Raw genomic sequence first — 24,458 nt, 5'->3', positions numbered from 1 at the left:
CGCGGCGCCCCGGGCGACGCGTCCTCGACGAATCGTTCCGGGTGGTCGATCGGCCCGGAAGTTGCCCGGGGCCCGGAGGGGTGGGGTAATGGGAGGCGGCCGGTGTTCGAGCGTGTGACGAGCAGCCCCGGGAGCGTGGGATGAGCGGTGGGCCGGAACCGATCAGTGCCGAGGGCCTGCGTGCGGTGCAGGCGGACCTGGCGCAGTTGCGGGAGGAACGGGAGAAGGTGGCCGCGACGCTGCGCGGGCTGGAGCCGGTGGGGGACCGGGCGGATGCGGCGGACGAGTTGCAGCGGGCGTCGGAGGTGACCCGGCTGGACCGGCGGATCACCGAGCTGGAGGCGCGGCTGCGGGAGGCCGAGGTGGCCGGGAAGCCGTCCGCGCGGGTGGTGGGGGTGGGATCGACGGTCACCGTGCGGTTCGACGACGGCACGGAGGAGACGGTCGAGATCTCCGAGCTGGCGGAGGAGCGGGACCTCACCCTGGTGACCTTCGACAGCCCGCTCGGGAAGGCGCTGCTCGGGCGGCACGCCGGGGAGACGGTGAACTACGAGACGCCGGCCGGCGCGGCCAGCGCGGTGGTGCTGTCGGTGGGCGGCACGGAATAGCCGGCACGCAGTAGCCGGGGCGGAATAATCCGAACGGAATGATCGGAGCGGAATTCCCGATCGTTCTTTCGGAATGTCCGGCAGGTTTTCCGGACACCCGGCAAAGGGATATCCGTCGAATCTCCGATAGGCGCCGCTTATCGGCTCACAGGATTCACTTCTTTGACGCCCCGCGGCGACGGACCGCACACTGGACTGCGGAAATCCAGGAATGGCCGGAAAGCCGGAATCGGGGCAGGACAGCGCATGGGCGGTACCGACGGAATGCCCGTGCCCCGCACCGCCCGCTGGCTCCCGGCGGCCGCCGCCGTCGCCGTCGCCGCCTGGGGCGCCAACCAGTTCACCGCGCTGGCCACCGTGTACCGGGCGCGCACCGACTGGTCGGCGCTCTCGCTGGCCGCGATGTTCTCGGTCTACCTGCTCGGCCTGCTGCCCGGTCTGCTGCTGGGCGGGCCCGCCGCGGACCGGTACGGCCGGCGGCGGACGGTGCGCGGCGCGCTGGGCCTGTCCGCCGCCGCCAGCGTGGTGCTGGCGCTGCCGGACGAGCCCTCGGTGTACGCCGCCCGGCTGGCCACCGGCTTCGCGGCCGGGCTGGTCTTCCTGGCCGGGACGGCCTGGCTGCGCGAGCTCTCCGGGCCCGCCGTCCCGCCCGAGCGGAGCGCCCGCCGGGCGATGTACGCCACCGGTACGGGCTTCGCGGCGGGCGCGCTGGCCTCCGGGGTGATCGCCGAGTGGCTGCCCGGCCCGACGGTGCTGCCCGCCCTCGCCCATGCGCTGGGCTGCCTGCTGGTGCTGCGGGCCACCCGCGGACTCCCGGAGACCGCCCGGAGCCACGGCCGCGGCGGCGGCAACGGCAACGGCAACGGCGGAAGCAACAACGGCAACGGACCGGCGGCCGTCCGCCACCCCCGGTTCCGCTACGTGGTCCTGCCCGCCAGCCCGGCCGTGCTCGGCGCCGCCACGGTGGCGTACGTGGTACTGCCGCCGCTGGTCGCCGACCGGGTGCCCGGCTACGCGCCGCTGTTCAGCGGCCTGGTCGCGGCGCTGACCCTGGCCACGGGCGTGGTCGCCCAGCCCTTCGCCGCCCGGCTGGACGACGCGGACAGTGCCCGGGCCACCCTCACCGCGATGGCCACGGTGATCGCCGGGCTGCTGCTCGGCGCCCTCGCCGCCGCCCTCGACTCGGTGGGCCTGGTGGTGGCCGCCGCCCTCGTCCTCGGCACCGGGTACGGGCTGACGCTCGGCGCGGGGCTGCACGAGGTGGAGCGGCTGACCCCGCGCGCCTCCGGGCCGACCTCCGCCTCCCTCTACCAGAGCATCACCTCCAGCGGCTTCCTCACCCCGCTGCTGCTCGCCGGCACCGCCGGCCACGCCTCCTATCCGGCGCTGCTGGCGGGCATGGCGGCCGTCGGTCTGCTCTGCCTGGCGGTCACCGCCGCGCACAGCCGCCGCCACCTGCCCGACCCGCCGGACCCGTACGCCGCCGCCAGGGGGGAGGATTCATCCGTACAGACCTGACGGAGACCATCGAGGAGCCGACGACCATGGGCCGAGTGACCGTCCCCCGCAGAGTGCTGCGCCTGCGCCAGGGCGCGCCCTCGTACCGTCCCGACACCCTGGCCGCCGAGGAGCCGATGGAGATCCGGGTCGGCGGGCGCGCGCTGACGGTGACCATGCGCACCCCGGGCAGCGACTTCGACCTGGCGGCCGGGTTCCTGGTCAGCGAGGGCGTGGCGCACGCCGCCGAGCAGGTGGCGGGCATCCGCTACTGCGCCGGTGCCACCGCCGACGGGGGCAACACCTACAACGTGGTGGACGTCCTGCTCGCCCCCGGTGTGCCGGCGCCCGACGCCTCGCTGGAGCGCAACTTCTACACCACCTCCTCCTGCGGCCTGTGCGGCAAGGCCAGCCTGGACGCGGTGCGCACCACCGCGCCGTGGAGCGTCGCCGGGGACGGGCTGCGCGTGACCCCCGCGCTGCTCTCCGCGCTGCCCGACCGGCTGCGCGCCGCCCAGAAGGTCTTCGACAGCACCGGCGGCCTGCACGCGGCCGGGCTGTTCGACGCCGACGGGCGGCTGCTCTGCCTGCGCGAGGACGTGGGCCGGCACAACGCGGTGGACAAGGTGGTCGGCCACGCGCTGCGCGAGGGCCTGCTGCCGGCCCGCGGCACGGTGCTGATGGTCAGCGGGCGGGCCTCCTTCGAGCTGGTGCAGAAAGCGGTGATGGCGGGCATCCCGGTGCTCGCGGCGGTCTCCGCGCCGTCCTCGCTGGCCGTGGACCTCGCGGAGGAGAGCGGGCTGACCCTGGTCGGCTTCCTGCGCGGCGACTCGATGAACGTCTACACCCGCACCGACCGCGTCGACACCTCCACGCCGGCCACCACCACCGCCCCCGCCACCGCCACCGCCACCGGAGTCGAGTAGGCGATGCTGTTCCGCCAGCTCGAATACCTCGTCGCGCTCGCCCGGGAGCGCCACTTCGCCCGCGCCGCCCAGGCCTGCCACGTCTCCCAGCCCGCCCTCTCCGAGGCGCTGCGCAAGCTGGAGGACGAGCTGAAGGTGCTGCTGGTGCGGCGCGGCCGCGCCTACGAGGGCCTGACCCCCGAGGGCGAGCGGATCGTGCTGTGGGCGCAGCGCATCCTGGCCGACCGGGACGCCCTCCGGGACGAGGTGGACGCGCTGCGCACCGGCCTGAGCGGACGGCTGCGGATCGGCTCGGTGCCGACCGCCTCGGGCGCCGTGTCGCTGCTCACCGGGCCGTTCTGCACCGCCCACCCGCTGGCCGCCGTGGAGCTGTCCACCGACCTTCGATCCGATGAACTCCTGCGCCAGGTACGGAACTTCGAGATCGACGCGGGCGTCACCTACCTGCCCGGACCGGGCGAGGACGACCTGCGCGCACTCCCGCTGTACGAGGAGCGGTACGTCCTGCTGACCGGTCTGGCCGACGAGCCGGCCCAGCACCCGCGGGCGACCTGGGAGCAGGCCTCCCGACTGCCGCTGTGCCTGCTGCACCCGGGCATGCAGGGCCGCCGGGTGCTGGACGAGGTGTTCGCGGGGCTCGGGCTGGCGCCGACGCCCCGGGTCGAGACCGACTCGGTGGCCTCGCTCTTCGCCCACGTCCGCACCGGGCACTGGGCGAGCGTCGTGCCGTACGCGTGGCTGCACGTGTTCGGCGTGCCGCGCGGGATGCGGGCGGTCCCGCTGACGGAGCCGGCGCACAGCGCGCCGATCGGACTGGTGATCGCCGCCCGGGAGCCCGGCTCGGTGATGGCCCGCGCCCTGCTGGAGGTCGCCCGGCTCACCGAGGTGGCCACCGTGCTCGGCAGCCTGCCGGCGGCGTGATCGCCCGGGCCCGAGACCGGGGACCGGGGACCGGGGACCGGGGCATGACCGTCCGGGACGGGACCGGGGCATGACCGTGCGGGCCGGGACCGGGACACGACCGCCCGAGCCACGACCGCTCGACGCGCGGGGTCCGGCCTCCGGACGTAGCGTCGACTGCAACGCCGGGTGTCCGACCCCCGTGCGACGGAAGGCGAGGCCCGTGACCACCTCCGACGACGCCGTCACCACTCCCCCGCAGGAGCCCCCGGGGCAGGAGGAGGTCGGCCCCTCCCCCGCCGGCCCGCCCCACGTCCAGCCGTACCACCACCCGGCCGCCGGCTGGGGCGCCGCCAAGAGCGTCACCCGCTTCATGGTGCGCGAGGGCGCGTACCTGGACGGGCCGCGGGCGGTGATGCGGATGAACCACGAGAACAGCGGCTTCGACTGCCCCGGCTGCGCCTGGCCCGACGACACCAAGGGCCTGCACCTGGACATCTGCGAGAACGGCATCAAGCACGTCACCTGGGAGATGACCCGCAAGCGGGTCGGCCGGGAGTTCTTCGCCGCCCACACGGTGACCGAGCTGTCCGGGTGGAGCGACTTCGCGCTGGAGGACCAGGGCCGGCTCACCGAGCCGATGGTCTACGACCCGGACACCGACCACTACGTCCCGATCGGCTGGAAGGACGCGTTCGCCCTGGTCGGCCGCACCCTGCGCGGGCTGGACGACCCCAACCGGGCCGCCTTCTACACCTCCGGCCGACTCGGCAACGAGGCGACGTTCCTCTACCAGCTGATGGCCCGCGAGCTGGGCACCAACAACCTGCCCGACTGCTCCAACATGTGCCACGAGGCCAGCGGCCGGGCCCTGCAGGCCTCGCTCGGCACCGGGAAGGGGACGGTCGACCTCAAGGACTGGGAGGTCACCGACGCCCTGTTCATCCTGGGCGTCAACGCGGCCTCCAACGCGCCCCGGATGCTCACCTCGCTGGCCGAGGCGTACAAGCGGGGCGCGCAGATCGTGCACGTCAACCCGCTGGTCGAGGCGGCGGCGACCCGGACGATCATCCCGCACGACTTCACCGACATGGCGCTGAACCGGGCCACCCGCACCAGCACCCTGAACCTCCAGCCGCGGATCGGCGGCGACATGGCGCTGCTGCGCGGCATGGCGAAGGCGATCCTGGAGCAGTCCGCGGCCGACGACCGGGCGCTGGACCGACTGTTCATCGACCGCCACACCAGCGGGTTCGAGGCGTACCGCGAGGTCTGCCTGGCCACGCCCTGGGAGGAGATCGAGCGGCAGAGCGGGCTGGACCGGGCCGAGATCCTCAAGGCGGCGCGGGTCTACCGGGAGGCCGACCGCTCGATCTTCAGCTGGTGCCTGGGCGTCACCCAGCACGAGCACGGGGTGGACACCGTCCGGGAGATCGTCAACCTCCTGCTGCTGCGCGGCAATCTGGGCCGGGAGGGGGCCGGCCCCTCCCCGGTGCGCGGGCACAGCAACGTCCAGGGCAACCGCACCTGCGGCATCGACCACCGGCCCGCCGGCGCGTTCCTGGACCGGCTCGCCGAGGTGTGCGGGATCGAGCCGCCACGCGAGCACGGGCTGGACACCGTCGGCACGATCGAGGCGATGCGGCGCGGCGACATCACGGTGTTCGTCGGCATGGGCGGCAACTTCGCGCTCGCCGCGCCGGACACCCCGTACACCTACCAGGCCCTGGAGTCCTGCGAGTTGACCGTCCAGGTGAGCACCAAGCTGAACCGCAGCCACCTGGTGCACGGGCGGGCCGCGCTGATCCTGCCGTGCCTGGGCCGGACCGAGAAGGACCACCAGCGGGCCGGGGTGCAGTCCACCTCGGTCGAGGACTCGATGAGCATGGTGCACCTGTCGGTCGGCATGAAGCGCCCGGCCTCGCCGCACCTGCTCTCCGAGCCCGCGATCGTCGCCGGGATGGCCCGTGCGGCGCTGCCGGACAGTTCCACCCCCTGGGAGTGGTACATCGAGGACTACGACCGCATCCGCGACACCATGGCCCAGGTCCTCGACGGCTTCGAGGACTTCAACCGCCGGGTGCGGCTGCCGCTGGGCTTCCGGATCAAGCAGCCGGCCCGCGAGCTGGTCTTCGACACCCGCTCCGGCAAGGCCGAGTTCTCCGCCGCCCCGCTGCCCGACGTCGTCCCCGAGCCGGGCACCCTGGCGCTGGGCACGATGCGCTCGCACGACCAGTGGAACACCACCATCTACTCGGACAACGACCGCTACCGGGGCGTGCGGAACCTGCGCACCCTGGTGTTCCTGAACCGGGACGACATGCGCGAGCGCGGCCTGGACGAGTTCGACCGGGTGGACGTCACCAGCACCGCCCGGGACGGGTCCACCCGCTCGGTGCACGGCTACCTGGCCGTCCCGTACGACATCCCGCGCGGCTGCGCGGCCGGGTACATGCCGGAGCTGAACGTGCTGTGCGCGATCGGCGACTACAGCACCCAGAGCGACCAGCCGATCATGAAGCACCTCAAGGTGACCGTCACCAAGGCGTCCTGACCGGCCAGGACACCTGACCGCCCCGGCCGCCCGGCCCCGGCGGTCAGGTGTCCTGGCCGGAGGGCTGGGGCGTCCAGCGGTGCAGGCCCTTGCGGTCGTAGTAGCGGGTCATCCCGAAGCCGAACAGCAGGGCCAGCGCCGCGCCGATTCCGATCATGACCCAGCCGCGGGTGAGCCCGGCGTCGGCCCTGGCGTCGAAGAAGAGGATCGCCCGGATGCCGTCGCTGAGCTGACGCATCGGCTCGAAGAGGCTCAGGAAGCGGTAGAAGCCGGGGACCGCCTGGAGCGGGACGGTGGCGCCGGAGGAGGGCAGTGCCAGCGCGATGAAGACGAACATCGACACCAGCTGCCCGATCCCGCCGAACGCGGCGTTGATCGCCTGCACCCCGAGGCCCACGGCGAGGCTGGCGCAGTAGGCGAAGATCCACAGCTGTGCCAGGTGGGGGGCGTCCATGCCCAGGACGCCGACCGAGCAGAGCACCACGAGCGAGGTGGTGAGCAGCATGATCCCGGCCGTCATGACCATCTTGAGCAGCAGGGTCTGGGTGCGGTTGATCGGGACGGTCGGGCGGCGGGTGTGCCAGGGGCCGATCTCGCTGTCGCTGTAGCCGAGCGCGCCGTCGACGCCGTTGTGGACGATGTTGCCGCCGATGAAGCCGGTCAGCACGGCCAGCAGGGTGAAGTAGAAGGCGCTCAGGCCGAGCCCGCTGTGGCCGCCGATCGGGTGGCCGACCTGGGTGGTGACGGCGATCGGGTCGGCGAGCAGCAGCCGGGCGGTGGCTCCGGTGTCCGGGCCCGGGGCGCCGGAGGCCGGTACGGCGGCCAGCAGCTGCCCGCCGAGCGCCGTCGAGGCCTGGTGGGCGGCGTTCTGGGCGATCTGCGCGGCGATCGAGGAGCCGAGGCTGCCCATGCCGGGGTTGGTCAGCACGGTGACGGTCGGCCGCTCGACGGCGCCGCCGGTGACCAGCGAGGTGACGGCGGCGCTGAAGTCCTTCGGCACGACCAGCGCGCCGTAGACCTTGCCGGCGGCGAGCTGTTCACTCAGTCCGGCCGCGTCCACCTGCCGCCACTGGACGGTGCTGTCGGGAGTGCCGGCCACCACGGCCGCGGCCAGCCGGGCACCGAGGGGCTCCGCCTGCCCGGGCTGCGGCGGGCCCTGGTCCTCGTTCACCAGGGCGATCGGCAGCCGGTGCAGGTGCCCGCTCGGGTTGAGGATGCCCCCCATGTAGAGCAGGGAGAGGAGGACGGCCAGCAGGCAGCACAGGACGCCGGGGAAGAGCCACAGTTTCGGGTTCCGTGCGAGCGCCAGTGCCCGCGCCTGCCGGGGAGGCCCCTGGGAGTCTGCGGTCGCCATGCCACCCCTCGGGTTCGGGCACGACCTGGTGCCGGTGCCGGTACGGCGGGAAGTCGTTCCGTGGCGGCCCGGCGGCCAAACCCCCGTCACCCGGCCGGCCGCCGCCCGCCCCGGGGCGTGGAAGGGCAGCAGCGGACAGCGGCGGGCGCGGACGGGCAGCGACGGCAGGCACCGGCGTACGCCGACAGAAAGGTAAAGGTTTTACCAAGTGTGCAAGTATCGCTCCCGGGCGGGACTAAGCTCTGACGAGTTGGGGTGAACCGGCGGTCGCGTCGCGCGGGCCGGTGAGCTCCTTGCCGCGTCGATGACACGCACCACGGGGTGCGCCGGCCGGGAGGAGGCGAGAGACATGGATTGCAGTAGTCCGGGCCACAGTTGCCCCCATCCCCGCCTGCCCTCGCACACCTCCGGCATGCGGTAACACCTTTCCCCGCAGCACGTCCTGACGATCCGTCACCATTCTTCGGCAGTCATCAGCGACGACGGCACGCCATGTCCGCACGCGGCTCCGCCGTGCCCGCACGCCACCGTACGGGCCGCGCAGCCGCGCGCCGATGCGCCGTGCCCGCCCGCGGGGAGAGCCGCCGCCTGCCTCCGAACCGCCCCCCGGGGCCCAGGGAGGAAACCCATGACCACCCACGCCACGCTCAACTCCGCTCCGCCCGAGCCGCGTTCGGCCGTCCTCGACGACGCGCACGTCGGCGACATCAAGGGCGCGCTCGGCACCATCCGGCTCGACGACACCACGCCCCGGCACGGCCTGTCGGCGAGATTGAAGACCCTGCTCGCGATCGTCGGGCCCGGCCTGATCGTGATGGTCGGCGACAACGACGCCGGCGCCTTCTCCACCTACGGCCAGGCCGGGCAGAACTACGGCACCCAGCTGCTGTGGACGCTGCTGATGCTGGTCCCGGTGCTGTACGTCAACCAGGAGATGGTGCTGCGGCTGGGCGCCGTCACCGGCGTCGGCCACGCCCGGCTGATCCTGGAGCGCTTCGGGAAGTTCTGGGGCGCGTTCAGCGTGATCGACCTGTTCCTGCTGAACGCGCTGACGCTGGTCACCGAGTTCATCGGGGTCACGCTCGCGGCCGGGTACCTGGGCCTGCCGAAGGCGGCCTCGGTGGTGCTCGCCGCCGGGATCATCATCGCCTCGGCCTTCACCGGCTCGTTCCAGCGCTTCGAGCGGGTCGCCGTGACGCTGTGCCTGGGCTCGCTGCTGCTGGTGCCGATCTACTTCATGGTCCACCCGAGGACCTCGCGGATGGCGCACGACTTCGTGGTGCCCGCCATGCCCGGCGGGTCGGGCGGACCGGCGGCCGTGATGCTGGTGATCATCTCCATCGTCGGCACCACCGTGGCGCCCTGGCAGCTGTTCTTCCAGCAGTCGTACGTCATCGACAAGCGGATCACCCCGCGCTTCATGACGTACGAGAAGGCCGACCTCTGGATCGGCATCGTGATCGTGATCGTCGGCGCCGCCGCCATGATGGGCCTCACCGCCGCCGCCTTCGCGGGCACCGACGGCTTCGGGCACTTCTCCGACGCGGCCGCCGTCGCCCGGGGCATCGAGGACAAGGCCGGGCACCTGGCCGGCGTGCTGTTCGCCATCGCGCTGCTGGACGCCTCGATCATCGGCGCCTTCGCGGTGTCCCTGTCCACCGCGTACGCTATCGGCGACGTCTTCGGCATCAAGCACTCGCTGCACCGCGGGGTGAAGGGCGCCAAGGGCTTCTACGGGATCTACGCGGGCCTGGTGGTCGCGGCGGCGGCGATCACGCTGCTCTCCACCGACTACACCCAGGGCCTGATGACCCAGTTCGTCCAGGTGCTGGCCGGGGTGCTGCTGCCCTCCGCGACCGTCTTCCTGCTGCTGCTCTGCAACGACCGCGCGGTGCTGGGCCCCTGGACGAACGGGCCGCGGACCAACGCCTTCACCTCGCTGGTGGTCGGCGTCCTGGTGATGCTCTCCCTGATCCTCACCGCCGCCGTGGTCTGGCCCGACATCGGCTCCGGGGCGATCCTCCGGATCATGGCCGGCTGCGGCGTGGCGGGCGTGCTCGTCGCCGGGTACTCCTTCACCTTCGGGCGCCGCGGCACCAAGGAGGACCCCGTCGACCGCACCGGCCGGGAGAACTGGCGGATGCCGCCGCTGGAGACCCTCGACAAGCCGGTGCTGTCCACCGCCCGCAAGGTCGGCATGGGCGCGCTGCGCGCCTACCTGCTGATCGCGACGGCCATGGTCGTCGTCAAGATCGTCCAGACCGCGCTGAACCACTGAGCCGACCACGAAGGAGCCCCCGCGCCATGGTCCCGCACCGCCCCAGGCTCGACGCCGTCTTCTCGCACCACCCCGCCCCGGGCCGGCGCCCGGCCCCTCGACCCGCGCCCGCGCCCGTGCCCGCGCCCGGCCTGGTGGTGGACACCGACCAGCGCACCGTCACCGTCGAGGGCCGGCACGTCACCATGCCGTACCTGGAGTTCGAACTGCTCGCGCACCTGGTCGGCAACCCGCTGCGGGTGCACTCCCGGCGCCAGCTGATGGAGAACGTCTGGGGCCGCCCGGACACCGGCGACTCCCGCACCGTCGCCACCCACATCGCCCGGATCCGGCGCAAGCTCGGCCCCGGGCACCGGGAGGCGATCGCCACCGTCCGCCAGATCGGCTACAAGTACGACCCCCGGCTGGCCCGGACCGCCTGACCCCGGCCCGGGACGGCGCGCCCCGGGACGGGACACGGCGCCCCGCCCGGGGCCGGGCGCACCCGGTAGCCCCCGCGGGGGCGGGGCGGGTTTGCGTACGGACGTCCCGAGGGAGCAGACTGCCCGGGTTTGCCCCGGAGGTACCGCCATGACCCTGACGAAGCCCGCCCCGGGCCGGTCCCGGAGCCCGCTGCCGGGTGTGTCCCGGGGCTCGCTGCCGGGCCTGTCCCCGGGCTCACTGCCCACCCGGACCGCGCACCGGCTCGGCGGGCGGGTCTGGACGGACCTGGTCGTCGCGGCCGCCGTCCTGGTCCTGCTCTACCTCGTGCTGCGGCTCGGCCAGGGCGGCCCCGTCCGCTTCTCCACCACCCGGGACGCGGCCGTCGACACCGACCCGGCCCGGCTGCCGTACGACGCGGCGCGCTCGCTGCTGCGGATGTTCGCCGCGCTCGCCCTCTCGATCGTCTTCACCTTCTGCTACGCCTATGCGGCCGCCCGCAGCCGCCGGCTGGAACGGGTGCTGATCCCGGCGCTGGACATCCTCCAGTCGGTGCCGGTGCTCGCCTTCCTGAGCCTCGCGGTCTCCGGTTTCCTCGCCCTCTTCCCCGGCTCGGTGCTCGGCCTCGAATGCGCCGCCGTGTTCGCCGTCTTCACCTCCCAGGCGTGGAACATGACCTTCGCCTTCTACCAGGCGCTGGTCTCGCTGCCCCGCGAACTCGACGAGCTGTCCCGCTCCTTCGGGGTCAGCCGGTGGACGCGGTTCTGGAAGGTCGAGCTGCCCTCGGGCATGATCGGCCTGGTCTGGAACGGCATGCTCGGCTTCGGCGGCGGCTGGTTCTTCCTGGTCGCCTCCGAGGCGATCACCGTGGACGGCCGGCGGTACGCGCTGCCCGGGGTCGGCTCGTACGCGGGCGCGGCCATCGCCGCCGGGGACCTCGGCCGGGTCGGCTGGGCCATCGCCACCATGGTGGTACTGGTGGTCGGCGTGAACTTCCTGTTCTGGCGGCCGCTCACCGCCTGGGCCGAACGCTTCAAGAACGAGCAGTCCGAGGCCACCGAGGTGCAGCGCTCGGTCGTGCTGGACCTGCTGCGCCGCTCCCGGCTGCCCGCCGCGCTCGGCCGCGCGCTGCGCCCCGCCGGACGGGCCCTGAACCGGGCCGGGCGGGTGTTCGGCACCGCCGACCGCCCGCCGGCCGTCCACCCCGGCCGGCGGCGGGCCGGGGACGTGGCCTTCGCCCTCGTCGCGGGCGGCATCGTGCTGTGGGGCCTCGTCGACCTCGGCCGCTACCTGGCCGACCGCACCGGCCTCGGCGTCTTCGGCGAGCCACTGCTGCTCGGGCTCGCCACCCTCGCCCGGGTGGTGGTGCTGGTCGCGGTGGCCACCGTGGTCTGGGTGCCGATCGGCGTGAAGATCGGCTTCTCGCCCCGGCTGACCAGGATCGCCCAGCCCGTCGTCCAGGTGCTGGCCGGCTTCCCCGCCAACTTCCTCTTCCCCCTGGTGGTCTGGCTGCTGCTGCGCACCGGGGTGTCGATCGACCTCGGCGGCATCCTGCTGATGGCCCTCGGCTCCCAGTGGTACATCCTGTTCAACGCCATCGCCGGTGCCATGGCCGTCCCCGCCGACCTGCGCGAGGCCATGGACGACCTCGGCGTACGCGGGTGGCAGCGCTGGCGGCGGCTGATCCTGCCCGGCGTCTTCCCGGCGTACGTCACCGGCGGCATCACCGCCTCCGGCGGCGCCTGGAACGCCTCCATCGTCGCCGAGGTGGTCACCTTCGGCTCCACCACGCTGACCGCGACCGGCCTCGGCGCGTACATCGCCCGGGCCGCCGAGCGCGGCGACCACCCGCACCTGCTCGCCGGGGTCGCGGTGATGAGCCTGTACGTCGTCGCCCTCAACCGTCTGCTCTGGCGCCGGCTGTACCGGCTGGCCGAGCGCCGCTACTCGCTGTAGTCCGGAGTCCGCCGATGCGCTTCCCGTTCCGCAACCGTGCCGCCGAGCCCGCACCCGCACCCGCACCCGCCCCCCACGAGGACGGGGACGGGGAGGCGCTGCTGGAGACCGCCGGTCTGACCAAGTCCTACGCCGGGGCCGCCGGCGAACTGCCGGTGCTCTCCGGCATCGACCTCACCGTCCGGGCCGGCGAGGTCGTCGCCGTACTCGGACGTTCGGGCTCCGGCAAGTCCACCCTGCTGCGCTGCCTGGCCGGCCTGGTCCCGCCCAGCTCCGGCACCGTCCGCTACCGCGGCACCCCGCTCACCGGCGCCAACCCCGGCACCGCGCTGGTCTTCCAGACCTTCGCGCTGCTGCCCTGGCTGTCCGTGCGGCAGAACGTCGAACTCGGCCTGGAGGCCCGCGGTGTCCCGCCCCGGGAACGCGCCCGGGCCGCCGACCAGGCCATCGACCTGATCGGCCTGACCGGCTTCGCCTCCGCCTACCCCAAGGAGCTCTCCGGCGGCATGCGCCAGCGGGTCGGCTTCGCCCGGGCGCTGGTCGTCGAACCGGACGTGCTGATGATGGACGAGCCGTTCTCCGCCCTCGACGTGCTCACCGCCGAGAACCTGCGCGGCGAGCTGATGGAGCTGTGGGAGTCCGGCCAGTTCCCCACCCGGGCCGTCGTCCTGGTCACCCACAACATCGAGGAGGCCGTTCTCATGGCCGACCGCATCGTGGTCCTCGGCGCCCGCCCGTACGGGACGATCCGGGAGACCGTGGAGGTCGCCCTGGAGCGGCCGCGCGACCGCGACTCGGCCGCCTTCGACGAGCTGGTGGACCGGGTGTACCGGATCATGACCGGCCGGCCCAAGGACACCCGCCCGTCCGGCCGCACCGAACCCGACCCCGAACGGCGCACCGTCGCCGCCACCCCGCTGCCCAGCGCCGGCGTGGACGGCCTCTCCGGTCTCGCCGAGACGATCGCCCACCGGGGCGGGAGCTGCGACCTGGCCGGCCTCGCCGACGAACTCGGCCTGGACATCGACGACCTGCTCCCCCAGGTCGACGCCCTCGACCTGCTGGGCTTCGCCGAGGTCCACGGCGACGACCTGCTGCTCACCGCGACGGGCGCCGCCTACACCGGGGCCGACGCCCAGGAGGCCCGCGCCGTCTTCGCCGCCGCCGCCCTGGAGGTCCCACTGATCAAGCTGATCGCCAACAGCCTCGGCGGCCGGCCCGGCGCCACCGTCCGCACCGGCTTCCTGCGCGACCTGCTCGGCCGCCACTACACCGGCGAACAGACCGACCGGCAGTTGGAGGCCGCCACCGACTGGGGCCGCTACGCGGGGCTCTTCGCGTACGACGCCGACCGGCAGGAGTACCGGCTGGCGGCGCCGGGCCGCTGACCGGCCCGGCCCGACGCCGGGCGAGGCACTGCGGAGGGCCGGGGAGGGCTCAGCCGGTCGCCGGGCGGCGGCGCACCGCGCGGGCCGCGCGGGCGAAGGGCTGCGGCGCGGTGGCACCGGCCGGGGCGGCGCCGTCGTCGCCGCCGCCGCGGCGGGCGGGCAGGTCGTGGGCGATCAGCGCGGCCTCGGTGAGCAGCCCGCGCACCTCGGTGGCCCGGTAGAAGATCCGCGTCCCCTCCCGGCGCGCCACCACCAGCCCGGCCGCGCGCAGCTTCGCCAGGTGCTGCGAGGTCGCCGACACGTGCGCCCCCAGCAGTTCGGCCAGCTCGCTCACCGGCAGCTCCCGGCGGCTCAGCGCCCACAGCAGCCGGTACCGCGACGGGTCCGCCACCGCCTTCAGCACCGCCACCGCCCGCTCCGCCGCCTCGGCGTCCCAGGCCTCTTCCCGCGCACCACCCATACAGGGATCGTACCGACGCCCGCCGACCCGCCGACCCGCCCCTCGGCGGTGGCACCGGCCGGGCCCGGGGCGTGTCCGGTGGGTCCTGTCGGATCAGGGCGCGGCGTCGGGGTGCGGCGTCAGGGTGCGGCGTCGGGGTGCGTGCATCGCGAGGCCGAGGTGGGGGCACCTCCCGGCCGGGCTCCGGGGGGCGAGTCGTGCCCCCGGCAAAGCTCCGCACGACACGCCCCGGCTCCGCCGCCGACGCCCCTGAGGGCCTCGCGGCGTTCCGGGAGGCCGTTCCAGGCGGGTGCGAAACCGCAGGTCAACGGGGGTGGAACCGTTCCAGCGTCCCGGCTCGGCGGGGAGGTCTGGCGGACCGGCCGGACGACGGACCAGAGTGCTGCCCAGCGGTCGGCGCCGACGGCCCGCCGCCTTCCTCGCCTCCTTCATCCGCAACCTCACGGGGGAACCTCCATGTCCGCTCGCCGTGCCCTGTTCGTCCCGGCCGCCCTCGCCCTGGGCGCCGCCCTCGCCCTGACCGCCTGCGGGCCGGACGGCGGCGACGCGGCCCGGCCCGCGAAGCCCGCCGGGACCACCACGGCCGGCACCGCCCCCGGTGCCGCGGCACCCGCCGCGCCCGCCGCCCAGCCGGCCGCCGGCGCTCCGGCCCCGGCGGCCCCCGCCACCGCCGCGCCCGCCGGAGGCGGCTCCGCCCGTCCCAGGACCCCCGTGGTCCCCGCCACGGGCGGCGGAGCCGCGGCCGTCAGCGACGAGGCGTACGCCTACACCCACCCCTGCAAGGCCGACAAGCTGACGGTCAAGGTGTCCGCCCGAGCCGGGTCGCCCGACCAGCGGGTGATCGAGGTCCACAACCAGGGCACCGCCTACTGCGGCCTGAGCTACTACCCGCTCATCGGCCTCGGCAGCTCGAAGGCCCCCCAGCACGGCAACGACCTCACTCCGCTGGTTCCGGGCGGGCTGGGCGGCCCGCCGGCCTACGCGCTGGCTCCCGGCAGGAGCACCTACGCGGTGGTGGACCTCAACCCCGGCAGCGGCGGGGTGGCCGACGTGGACCAGCTGAACGTCCTGCCCGACGACCAGATGCCCAACGCCGACACCCGGAACTTCCCGCTCGGCGCCGGCGCGAAGGTGGGCAAGCAGCCGAAGCTCGGCCTGTACCGGGAGAGCGTCTCCGACGCGGCGGCCTCCACGGAGACGGCCGGCCGGAGCTGACCTGCCGCTTCGCACTCCCCTGCCCCGGTCCCCGCCCCGGCCTGCCGGTACGGTGATTCGCGGATCGACGGCATCCCGGGCCGGGCCCGGGGTGGGGGAAGGGCAGCGGATGAGTGTGGAGACCGAGGAGTTCGCGGCGATGCTGCGCGAACTCAAGGAGCGTTCGGGCCGCAGCTACGGGGCCCTGGCCACCCGGCTGCACGTCAGCACCTCCACCCTGCACCGCTACTGCAACGGCGCCGCCGTACCGACCGAGTACGCGCCGGTGGAGCGGCTGGCCCGGGTCTGCGGGGCCGGCGGCGAGGAACTGGTCGAACTGCACCGCCGCTGGATCCTGGCCGACGCGGCCCGCCGCCGGGAGGCCTCCTCCGCGGGCCCCCCGGCCGCCGCCGCACCGGCGCCCACGCCCACGCCCGCACCGACACCGCAGCCGCAGCCGGAAGCGGAGCTGCGGCTCCGGCCGGAAGCCGCACCCGACCCGCAGTCCGCCGCCGCGCCGGAGGAGGAACAGGAGGTGACGACCACCCACCCCGCGCCCCCGCCCGCCGGGCCGCGCCGCCGCATCCGCACCCGGGTGCTGCTGAGCGCGACCGCCGTGGTCGCGCTGGCCGCCGTGGCCTCCGGCCTCCTCCTGCGCGACACCGGCGACACCGGCGGCACCCCGAACGCCTCCGCCTCCTCGCCCGCCGCACCGTCCGTCGCCGCCACCGCGGGGGCCGGCACCGCGCCCACCGGTGCCCCGGCACCGCCGGCACCCGCGGGCTCCGCCGCCGCGGACACCCCGTCCGCCGCCGCCCCGGCGGCCCCCGAGGACCTCCCCGCGCCCTTCCACGTCAGTGTCCTCAGCAACGGCTGGGGCAGCCCCTGCGACCAGTGGTTCCTCTCCGCCCGCTCCCCCGCCCAGGTGACCCCGCCCCCGTCGTCCTCCGGCCGGATCGACAGCTGGGCTGCCTCCCAGCGCCTGGTCCCGGCCGGGCACCTGCGCATCGAGCTGACCGCCCTGGGCGCGAGCTCGGACGCCGTCGTGCTGAACTCCATGTCCGTACAGGTGGTCAGCACCCGGCCCGCCCCCAAGTGGAACGCCTACACGCCCGGGTCCGGCTGCGGAGGCGGGCTCGAACCGGCGTCCTTCGCGGTCGACCTCGACGCGGCCACGCCGCGCCTCGTCCCCGTCGCGGGCCGGGAGGGCGAACGGAGGACCGGGACGACGGACTTCCCGTACCGGATCTCGGCCACCGACCCGCAGGTGATCGACGTGGACGCCGCCACCCGCTCCCAGGACGTCAGCTGGTTCCTCGAACTGGTGTGGACCGGCAAGGACGGCCGCAAGGGCACGATGCGGGTGGACCTCGGCGACCAGCAGCCGTTCCGCACCGTGGGCATGCAGGGCGCGCCGAACTACATCCACAACGGCACCTCCTGGGCCCCGGCCCACAACGAGGGCTGAGTCCGGCCGACGGCCGGGGCGGGAGGTGCCCGACCCCTGGCCTACGTCAACGGTGCGGGCATAACCTCGGGGGATGACCGACCGCGTAGTCCCCGAACCGCAGCGCCGTCGACGCCGCCCCACCAAGCAGGGCGTGGTGCTGTCCGCCGAGTTGATCGTCGGGACCGCGATCCGGCTGATCGGCAGCCACGGCACCGAGGCGCTCACGGTGCGACGGCTCGGCGCCGCGCTCGGCGCCGATCCGAGCGCGGTCTACCGCTACTTCCACAGCACCGACGACCTGCTGCTCGCCGTCGCCGACGAGCTGATCGGCCGCGCCCAGCACGGCTGGCGGCCCACCGGCGACTGGCGCGCCGACCTGCGCGCCATCGGCCTGCGCATCCACGCCAGCTACCTGGCCCACCCGCAGGCCGCCATCCTCGCCGCCCACCGCACCACCGGCCGCACCCACGAGATCGCCGCCGTCGAGGCGATCCTCGGCGTCCTGCGCAGGGCGGGCTTCCCGGACCCGGAGGCCGTCCGGATCTACCACGCCTTCGTCGACCAGAGCCTCGGCTTCGCCGCCCTGGACGCCGCCACACTCGCCCTCCCGGCCCCTGCCCAGAACGCCGACCTCCAGGTCTGGCAGGCCTCCTACGCCCGGCTCGACGCCGCCGACCACCCCCACATCGCGGCCACCGCCCACCTGCTCACCACCGACATGCGCCGCAGCGGCTACCCGTACGCCCTGGACCTGCTCCTGGAGGCCGCCGAGGCCCGGCTGCGAGCGGCGGGCGGCTGAGGCGGGCGGGCCGACAGCGTGACGTTCCTCGTGGCGGGCATGGCGGGCGTGGCGGGCATGGCGCGCGGTGACGGGGGCGGCCGGCCTCGGACGCCCGGCGCGGCACCGCCCGGGCCCGGAAACGCCGCCGGCCGCCGGCGGTGAGCCCCCGTACGCCCACCGCCGACGGCCGGTCCGGCCCCTGCCCGGCTCAGTCCGCCGCGTGCACCAACTCGCCGCCGACGTACGTCCGCAGGACCCGGGCCCGCGCGATCTCCTCCGGCGGCCCGGTGAGGATGTCCCGGTCGAGCACGACCAGGTCCGCGAGCCGTCCGGCCGCCAGCACGCCGGCGTCGTCGTGCCCGTTGAGGTACGCGCTGCCGGCCGTGTACGCGGCGATGGCCGAGCCCAGGTCGAGCCGCTGCTCGGGCAGGAAGACCCGCCCGTCGGTGGCCTCCGGTTCCATCCGGTTGACCGCCACGTGCAGCCCCGCCAGCGGGTCCGGGCTGCTCACCGGCCAGTCGCTGCCCGCCGCCAGGGTGGCGCCGGCCCACTGGAGGGCGCCGAACGGGTACTGCCAGGCGGCCCGTTCGGGCCCGAGGAAGGGGATGGTCAGCTCGTCCATCTGCGGCTCGTGCGCGGCCCAGAGCGGCTGGATGTTGGCGACGGCGCCGAGCCGGGCGAAGCGCGGGAGGTCGTCCGGGTGGACCACCTGGAGGTGGGCGAGGTGGTGCCGGGCGCCGCGCCGGCCGTTGGCGGTGCGGGCGGCCTCGACGGCGTCCAGCGCCTCGCGCACGGCCCGGTCGCCGAGCGCGTGGAAGTGGACCTGGAAGTCGAGCGCGTCCAGTGCGGTGACGTGGCCGCGCAGCGCCACCGGATCGACGAAGCTGAGGCCGGAGTTGGCGGTGGCGCAGCCGCAGCCGTCCAGGTAGGGGCTGGTCATCGCGGCGGTGAAGTTCTCCGCGATGCCGTCCTGCATGATCTTCACCGAGCCGGCCCGGAACCGTCCGTGGCTCAACTCCGCGCGTCGCCGCACGAGTTCGGGGATCTGTTCGGCACCCCGGTCCCGCTCCCACCACAGTGCGCCGGTCACCCGGGCGGTCAGCGCGCCGGAGCGGGCGGCGGCCAGGTAGGCGTCCGACGGGTCCGGCTGGCCGTTGAACGCGCCGAGCAGCGCGTCCTGCCAGCCGGTGATGCCGAGCGAGTGCAGCAGCCGCTGGGCGCGCAGCAGCCCGTCGAGCCGGTCGGCGGCGGTCGAGGGCGGCACCAGCCGGGCGACCAGGGCGGTGGCGCCCTCCTGGAGGGTGCCACCGGGAGTGCCGTCGGCCTCGCGCTCGATCCGCCCGTCGGCCGGGTCGGGGGTGTCGGCGGTGAGCCCGGCGAGTTCCAGCGCCCTGGTGTTGGCCCAGGCGCCGTGGTGGTCCCGGTTGGTCAGGTACACCGGCCGGTCGGGGACGACGGAGTCGAGCAGCTGCCGGGTGGGCAGTCCGCCCTCGAAGCTCTCCATCGACCACCCGCTGCCGGTGATCCACTCCTGCTCCGGGTTGGCGTCGGCGTACGCCCGGACGCGCTCCAGGTAGTCGGCGACGCCGACCGTCCCGGTGAGGTCGCAGGAGGCCAGCTCGGCGCCGCCGAACACCGCGTGGATGTGCGCGTCCTGGAAGCCGGGCAGCAGCAGCTTGCCGGTGAGGTCGACGACCTCCGTCCTCGGCCCGATCAGCTCCCGGACCTCGTCGTGCCCGACGGCGGTGATCCGTTCGCCGACGACCGCCAGGCCGCTCGCCCGGGTGCGGGCCGCGTCGCCGGTGTGGACGGGGCCGTGGGTGAAGACCAGATCGGCCTCGGTCATGGGTGGTGCTCCGTTCTCGCGTCCTCGTGATTCGTCCTGCCGTGCTGCGGGGTCAGTCGGCCACGGCGCCCTCCCGCAGGAAGTACGGCGAGCGCCGCCGCCAGCGGGCCCAGGCCGCCGCCGGCAGCCCGCTGACCACCATCATGATCACCACGGACAGCTCGAACCACCCGTTGTCCGCGGCGAGTTCGAAGTGATCCGTGGAGTCGTAGAAGCTCCAGGCCAGGTACCCGCCGACGGCGAGCAGCGCCGCCGCGCCCAGCAGCGGCCCGACGACCGCGCGCAGCCCCTCCGGCAGGTCGGTGCGCAGCAGTCCGCGGAACCGGACGGCGGCGGCGACGGCGGTCAGCGCGTAGTAGAGCGCGACGACGATGCCGATCGCGTTGACCGCGGCCGAGATCAGGTCGTTGACGGTCGGGATGGCGATCGAGGCCAGCGCCAGCAGGACCGCGACGCCGGTGATCAGCAGGGTGCCGACGGCGGGCGTGGCGTGCCGGGGGTGCAGCCGGGTCCAGACCGGGCCGAGCACCCGGTCGCGCCCCATCGCGTACATCCCGCGGGCGGTCGGGATCACCGAGGACTGCAGCGAGGCCACGGCGGAGAACATCAGCGCGATCAACGGCAGTGCGGCCAGCGGCTGTTCGGCGAGCTTGGTGCCGAAGTAGGTCAGCCCGTGGGCGCCGTTGTCGGCCAACTCGTCGATCGGCAGCACCCGTTGGAAGGCCGTTCCGGCGAGCAGGAACAGCGCCAGCATCACCACCAGGGCCAGCAGACCGCCCCGGGAGGCGTCCCGCGGGTCGCGCACCTCCTCGCCGACGCTGAACACCGACTCGAAGCCCCAGTAGCAGAACACCGCGAGCACCATGCCCTGGGCGACCGCGTCGAAGGAGGGGATGTCGAAGGGGTTGTACCACTGGAGCGAGAACGGCTGGTCGCCGGCGAACAGCCCGTAGCCGCAGAAGCCGAGCAGCACGGCGTACTCGAAGACCAGCAGCGCCTTCTGCAGCCTGGCCGCCAGGTCCAGCCCGCGCACCGCGACCAGTGCGGCGCCCACCAGCACCACCAGGCCGATCAGGGTGCACTGGACGGTCGAGTCGGCGTCGAGCCGCAGCCCGGCGACACTGCGGACGTGGGCCTGGTCCAGCAGCTGGACGATCGAGGAGCCGGTGACGGTCGTGGTGTACGCCATGAAGACCACGGTCCCCACGGTGTTCACCCACCCGGTCAGGAAGCCCAGCCAGGGGCTGAGGATGCGCCCGACCCACCGGTAGCTGCTGCCCGCGTCCGGCTCGACGGCGTTCAGCCGCCCGTACCCGCCGGCGATGGCGAGCACCGGCAGGAAGGCCAGCAGCATGATCGCCGGAAGGTGCAGGCCGACCACGCCGGCCATCAGGCCCAGGCCGATCCCGATGCTGCTGGTGGCGGCCGTGCTGGAGGCGGCGATCACCGCTCCGTCCACCAGGCCGAGCGATTTGCGCATCGTGACGTGGGAGCTTCGCGCGTCCGCTCTCGGGCCGCCGCCCGTGTCCTTCACCGTCGATGCCAACGGATCACCGCCTTGGTCGTGGGGTGCGCGTGTGGGGGAATCCCGGTACCGGTCGCAGAGGGTGACGCGGGCGGGAAGTGCGAGCCATGAAACCGGCGGCCCCGCCACACGTCAATGGCGTTGTCATAAGCCTCGGCGCCGTCACCGCCCCGTCCCGGCCCGTCGCCGCCCCCTCCCGCCCCGGCCCGCCCCGGCCCGAGGGGCCCGCCGGTCGTCCGGCGGGCCCCTCGGTGTCTCCTGCTCCTCCCGGTGCGTCCTGCCGGGGTCCTAACCCTCCGGGCCCTCCAGCCACCGGCTCGTCGCGTCCCAGGCCGCCCGCAGCGCCTCCGGCCGGGCCAGCTCGTGGTGCCCGCACGGCAGGGCCGTCTGCACCACCGCGCCGGTGACGTACGGCTTCCACCGGACCCCGAGCGGCGTCCCGGCCGGCTTGCCCAGCAGCGCCGCCACGTGGATCAGGTCGCCCTGGAACGTCCCCGGAACGTGCGCCGTCGCGATCTCGACGTTGTTCGCCCGGACGCCCTCGGCCACGGCCAGCTCCTGGTCGGAGAGGTCGAGGCCGAAGCGCTCGCCGACCCGCAGGACGGCGTCGGTCCAGTCGACCTCCTCGATCCCGGGCTCGTCCACGCCCTGGTCCACGGTGACCGACGGGTAGGCGTCGAGCACGACCAGCGCGCCGACCTCCTCCCCGACGGCCTGCAGCTGCACCGCCATCTCCTGCGCGACGACACCGCCCAGCGACCAGCCCAGCAGGTGGTACGGGCCGCTCGGCTGCACCGCCCGGACCTGCTCGACGTAGTCCGCCGCCATCTCCTTGACCGAACCCGGCAACGCGCCCGGCTCGCTCAGACCGCGCGCCTGGAGGCCGTACAGCGGCCATTCCTCGGGCATGATCCCGGTCAGCGGGGCGTAGCACCAGCTGAGACCACCGGCCGGGTGCACTGTGAAGAACGGCGGCCGCTCGCCACCCGCGCGCAGCGGGAGCAGGACCTTGAGCCCCTCCGCGCCCGCCGGCCGGCGCAGCCCCCGGACCAGGGACTCGACCGTGGGGCCCTCGAAGAGGTTCCGGACCCCCACCGCGACCCCGAGCGTCGACCGCAGCCGGTCGACCAGTGTCACCGCCAGCAGCGAATGCCCGCCCAGCTCGAAGAAGTTGTCGTCGATGCCGACCTGGGGCAGGCCCAGGACCTCGGCGAACACCTCGCAGACCAGCCGCTCGTCCGCCGTGCGCGGCGCCCGGTAGGACGACTCCAGCAGCTCCGTCCGGTCCGGCGCCGGCAGCGCACGGCGGTCCAGCTTGCCGTTGACCGTCAGCGGCAGCGCGTCCAGCACCGTGATCGCGGACGGGACCATGTACTCCGGCAGCACCCCGCCCAGCCCGGCCCGGACCTCGGCGACGTCCACCTCCGCGGCCACGGCCGCGTCCACGGCCGGGACGACGTAGGCGGCGATGCGCCGGTCACCGGGGACGTCCTCACGGACGATCACGGTGGCCTGCGCGATCCCGGGCCAGCCGAGCAGGGCGGCCTCGATCTCGCCGAGCTCGATGCGGTGGCCGCGGATCTTCACCTGGTCGTCGGTGCGGCCCAGGTACTCCAGCGTCCCGTCCTCGCGCCAGCGCGCCAGGTCACCGGTGCGGTACATCCGCTCCCCGGCCGAACCGAACGGGCAGGCCACGAACCGCTCCGCCGTCAGACCCCGGCGGCCCAGGTAGCCCCGGGCCAGGCCGGCACCCGCCACGTACATCTCACCGGGCACCCCGACCGGAACCGGCGCGAGGAACCCGTCCAGCACGAACACCCGGGTGTCGACCACCGGCGAACCGATCGACACCTCGCCCGCCGACGGATCGCACGGCCACATCGTGGCGTCCACCGTCGTCTCGGTCGGGCCGTACGAGTTGAACACCCGGTGGTCGCGCATCCAGCGGGCCATCACGTCCGGCGGACAGGCCTCACCGGCGGTCACCAGGACGACGTCGTCGGCGATCGACCGCTCGTCCAGCGTCGCCAGGACGGCCGGCGGCAACGTCACATGGGTGACCCGCTGCTCCGCCAGGAAGTGCGGCAGGGCCTCGCCCAGGCGGCGGTCCTGCGGGATCACCACCAGGGCCGCGCCGGTCAGCAGGGCCATGAACCACTCCCAGCCGAAGGTGTCGAAGCCCGCCGAGGCGAACTGCCCGACCCTCGACCCGGAGCCGACCCCCAGGTACCGCACCTGACCGGCCACCAGGCTCGCCACACCCGCGTGGGAGACCAGCACGCCCTTGGGGCGACCGGTCGACCCGGAGGTGTAGATCACATACGCCGCGTCCGCGGTCCGCACCACGCGGTCCACCAGCGCGCCGCCGTCCAGGCCGGCCAGCTCCGCCACCGTCTCCGGCGCGTCCAGGACCAGCGCGCCGGAACCGGGCAGCACCGACGCCGTGCCCGCCGAGGCCAGCACCGTCACCGGCCTCGCGTCCTCCAGCATGTAGCCGATCCGGTCCGCCGGGTACGCCGGGTCGATCGGCATGTACGCACCGCCGGCCTTGACGACCGCCAGCAGCGCGACCATCAGCCCGACCCCGCGCTCCAGGCAGACGCCGACCACGGACTCCGCGCCCACGCCCCGCGACACCAGCAGCCTGGCCAGGCGGTTCGCCCGGGCGTCCAGCTCCCGGTAGGACACCTCGGCCCCGTCGGCGGCCACCGCGACCGCCTCCGGCAGCCGCGCCACCTGGGCCTCGAAGAGCTCGCCGACCGTCGCGGCCGGAACGTCGGAGGCGGTGTCGTTCCAGGCGGTCAGCAACCGGTCGCGCTGCCGGTTGCCGAGGACGGGAATCCGCTCCAGCGACGTACCGGCGTCCCGCTCCAGCGCGCCGACCATGTTCTCGACCGCCGTGTGCAACAGACCGCACACCACGTCCGGGTCGATCGGCGAACCCGCCTGCACCGAGAGCCGGAAGCCGGCACCGGTGTCGTCCACCGAGGCCGTGAGCGGGTAGTTGGTCCGCTCGTGCCCGTACAGCACCCGGATCCCGGCGAGACCGGTGCCCTCGCCCGTCGCGCCGGGGCTGTGGCGGTAGTTGAGGAGCGAGGTGAACAGCGGGCTCTGCGCCGGCAGACCGGTGGCCTGCTGGGCGAGGGTCAGCGGGGCGTGCTCGTGCCGCAGCAGCTCGCCCAACTGCACCTGCGCGGCCCGCAGTCCGGCGTCCAGCGCCCGGGTCGCGTCGATCCGGATCGGCAGGGTGTTGATGTACAGACCCGGCGTCCGGTGCGCGGTGCCTCCCGCGTCCATCCGGCCCAGGAACACCGTGCCGAA

Annotated in this window: 17 protein-coding genes; 12 read left to right on the top strand and 5 right to left on the bottom strand. The window is 74.3% G+C overall.

The window, feature by feature from the left end; genetic code table 11:
* Positions 1-140: 140 nt before the first annotated feature.
* The 5 genes from ACZ6EM_RS03875 to ACZ6EM_RS03855 all read left to right on the top strand — a co-directional run bounded on the left by ACZ6EM_RS03875 (position 141) and on the right by ACZ6EM_RS03855 (position 6,485).
* Complete coding sequence (locus ACZ6EM_RS03875) at positions 141-608, top strand: GreA/GreB family elongation factor (protein ID WP_401053138.1); 468 nt, start codon at positions 141-143, stop codon at positions 606-608.
* A gap of 246 nt (positions 609-854) precedes the next feature.
* Positions 855-2,126, top strand: a complete 1,272-nt coding sequence (locus ACZ6EM_RS03870; RefSeq protein ID WP_465771580.1) for an MFS transporter — start codon at positions 855-857, stop codon at positions 2,124-2,126.
* Positions 2,127-2,152: 26 nt separating this feature from the next.
* Entirely contained in the window at positions 2,153-3,031 is an 879-nt protein-coding gene (fdhD, locus tag ACZ6EM_RS03865; RefSeq protein ID WP_465771579.1) for a formate dehydrogenase accessory sulfurtransferase FdhD, read from the top strand.
* Positions 3,032-3,034: 3 nt separating this feature from the next.
* Positions 3,035-3,952: a LysR family transcriptional regulator gene (locus ACZ6EM_RS03860; protein WP_465771578.1), complete on the top strand. Its 918-nt coding sequence runs from the start codon at positions 3,035-3,037 to the stop codon at positions 3,950-3,952.
* A 202-nt stretch (positions 3,953-4,154) separates the two neighbouring features.
* Positions 4,155-6,485 carry an FdhF/YdeP family oxidoreductase gene (locus ACZ6EM_RS03855; protein WP_452177603.1) on the top strand — a complete coding sequence of 777 codons (2,331 nt, stop codon included), beginning with the start codon at positions 4,155-4,157 and terminating at the stop codon, positions 6,483-6,485.
* Positions 6,486-6,528: 43 nt separating this feature from the next.
* Here the strand turns inward: ACZ6EM_RS03855 and ACZ6EM_RS03850 are convergent, their stop codons facing one another.
* Entirely contained in the window at positions 6,529-7,839 is a 1,311-nt protein-coding gene (locus ACZ6EM_RS03850; protein ID WP_465771577.1) for a YhgE/Pip domain-containing protein, read from the bottom strand.
* A gap of 628 nt (positions 7,840-8,467) precedes the next feature.
* Between ACZ6EM_RS03850 and ACZ6EM_RS03845 the strand changes: the two genes are divergently transcribed.
* From ACZ6EM_RS03845 to ACZ6EM_RS03830, 4 genes are all read left to right on the top strand, one after another.
* Positions 8,468-10,117: an NRAMP family divalent metal transporter gene (locus tag ACZ6EM_RS03845; RefSeq protein ID WP_401055562.1), complete on the top strand. Its 1,650-nt coding sequence runs from the start codon at positions 8,468-8,470 to the stop codon at positions 10,115-10,117.
* Between the two features lie 26 nt (positions 10,118-10,143).
* Positions 10,144-10,539 (top strand): winged helix-turn-helix domain-containing protein, encoded by a 396-nt coding sequence (locus ACZ6EM_RS03840; RefSeq protein ID WP_465771576.1) that lies wholly within the window; start codon positions 10,144-10,146, stop codon positions 10,537-10,539.
* A gap of 148 nt (positions 10,540-10,687) precedes the next feature.
* Positions 10,688-12,493, top strand: coding sequence for an ABC transporter permease (locus tag ACZ6EM_RS03835; protein WP_465771574.1), 1,806 nt, complete (start codon positions 10,688-10,690; stop codon positions 12,491-12,493).
* Positions 12,494-12,507: 14 nt separating this feature from the next.
* Positions 12,508-13,881 (top strand): ABC transporter ATP-binding protein, encoded by a 1,374-nt coding sequence (locus tag ACZ6EM_RS03830; RefSeq protein ID WP_465771573.1) that lies wholly within the window; start codon positions 12,508-12,510, stop codon positions 13,879-13,881.
* Between the two features lie 49 nt (positions 13,882-13,930).
* On the opposite strand, the gene ACZ6EM_RS03825 is transcribed toward ACZ6EM_RS03830, so the two are convergent.
* A complete protein-coding gene (locus ACZ6EM_RS03825) occupies positions 13,931-14,341 on the bottom strand; it encodes an ArsR/SmtB family transcription factor (RefSeq protein ID WP_401054025.1) in 411 nt (136 codons plus the stop codon).
* 456 nt (positions 14,342-14,797) lie between these two features.
* Here ACZ6EM_RS03825 and ACZ6EM_RS03820 point away from each other — a divergent pair, with 456 nt between their 5' ends.
* The 3 genes from ACZ6EM_RS03820 to ACZ6EM_RS03810 all read left to right on the top strand — a co-directional run bounded on the left by ACZ6EM_RS03820 (position 14,798) and on the right by ACZ6EM_RS03810 (position 17,784).
* Positions 14,798-15,556 carry a DUF4232 domain-containing protein gene (locus tag ACZ6EM_RS03820; protein WP_465771572.1) on the top strand — a complete coding sequence of 253 codons (759 nt, stop codon included), beginning with the start codon at positions 14,798-14,800 and terminating at the stop codon, positions 15,554-15,556.
* A gap of 109 nt (positions 15,557-15,665) precedes the next feature.
* Positions 15,666-17,003 (top strand): helix-turn-helix domain-containing protein, encoded by a 1,338-nt coding sequence (locus ACZ6EM_RS03815; protein WP_465771571.1) that lies wholly within the window; start codon positions 15,666-15,668, stop codon positions 17,001-17,003.
* Between the two features lie 73 nt (positions 17,004-17,076).
* The gene (locus ACZ6EM_RS03810) at positions 17,077-17,784 is read left to right on the top strand and encodes a TetR/AcrR family transcriptional regulator (protein WP_401050911.1); all 708 of its coding nucleotides are present in this window, start codon (positions 17,077-17,079) and stop codon (positions 17,782-17,784) included.
* 190 nt (positions 17,785-17,974) lie between these two features.
* Here ACZ6EM_RS03810 and ACZ6EM_RS03805 read toward each other — a convergent pair whose 3' ends face one another.
* The 3 genes from ACZ6EM_RS03805 to ACZ6EM_RS03795 all read right to left on the bottom strand — a co-directional run.
* Entirely contained in the window at positions 17,975-19,612 is a 1,638-nt protein-coding gene (locus ACZ6EM_RS03805) for an amidohydrolase (RefSeq protein ID WP_465771570.1), read from the bottom strand.
* 52 nt (positions 19,613-19,664) lie between these two features.
* A complete protein-coding gene (locus ACZ6EM_RS03800; RefSeq protein WP_401050906.1) occupies positions 19,665-21,092 on the bottom strand; it encodes an APC family permease in 1,428 nt (475 codons plus the stop codon).
* 333 nt (positions 21,093-21,425) lie between these two features.
* Positions 21,426-24,458: amino acid adenylation domain-containing protein (locus ACZ6EM_RS03795; RefSeq protein ID WP_465771569.1), on the bottom strand; the 3,033-nt coding region annotated here is incomplete at its 5' end.

The sequence above is a fragment of the Kitasatospora sp. NPDC041917 genome, assembly GCF_055589745.1.
The sequence above is the reverse complement of the archived record's forward strand: the minus strand, read 5'-3'. Positions and strand labels throughout refer to the sequence as shown.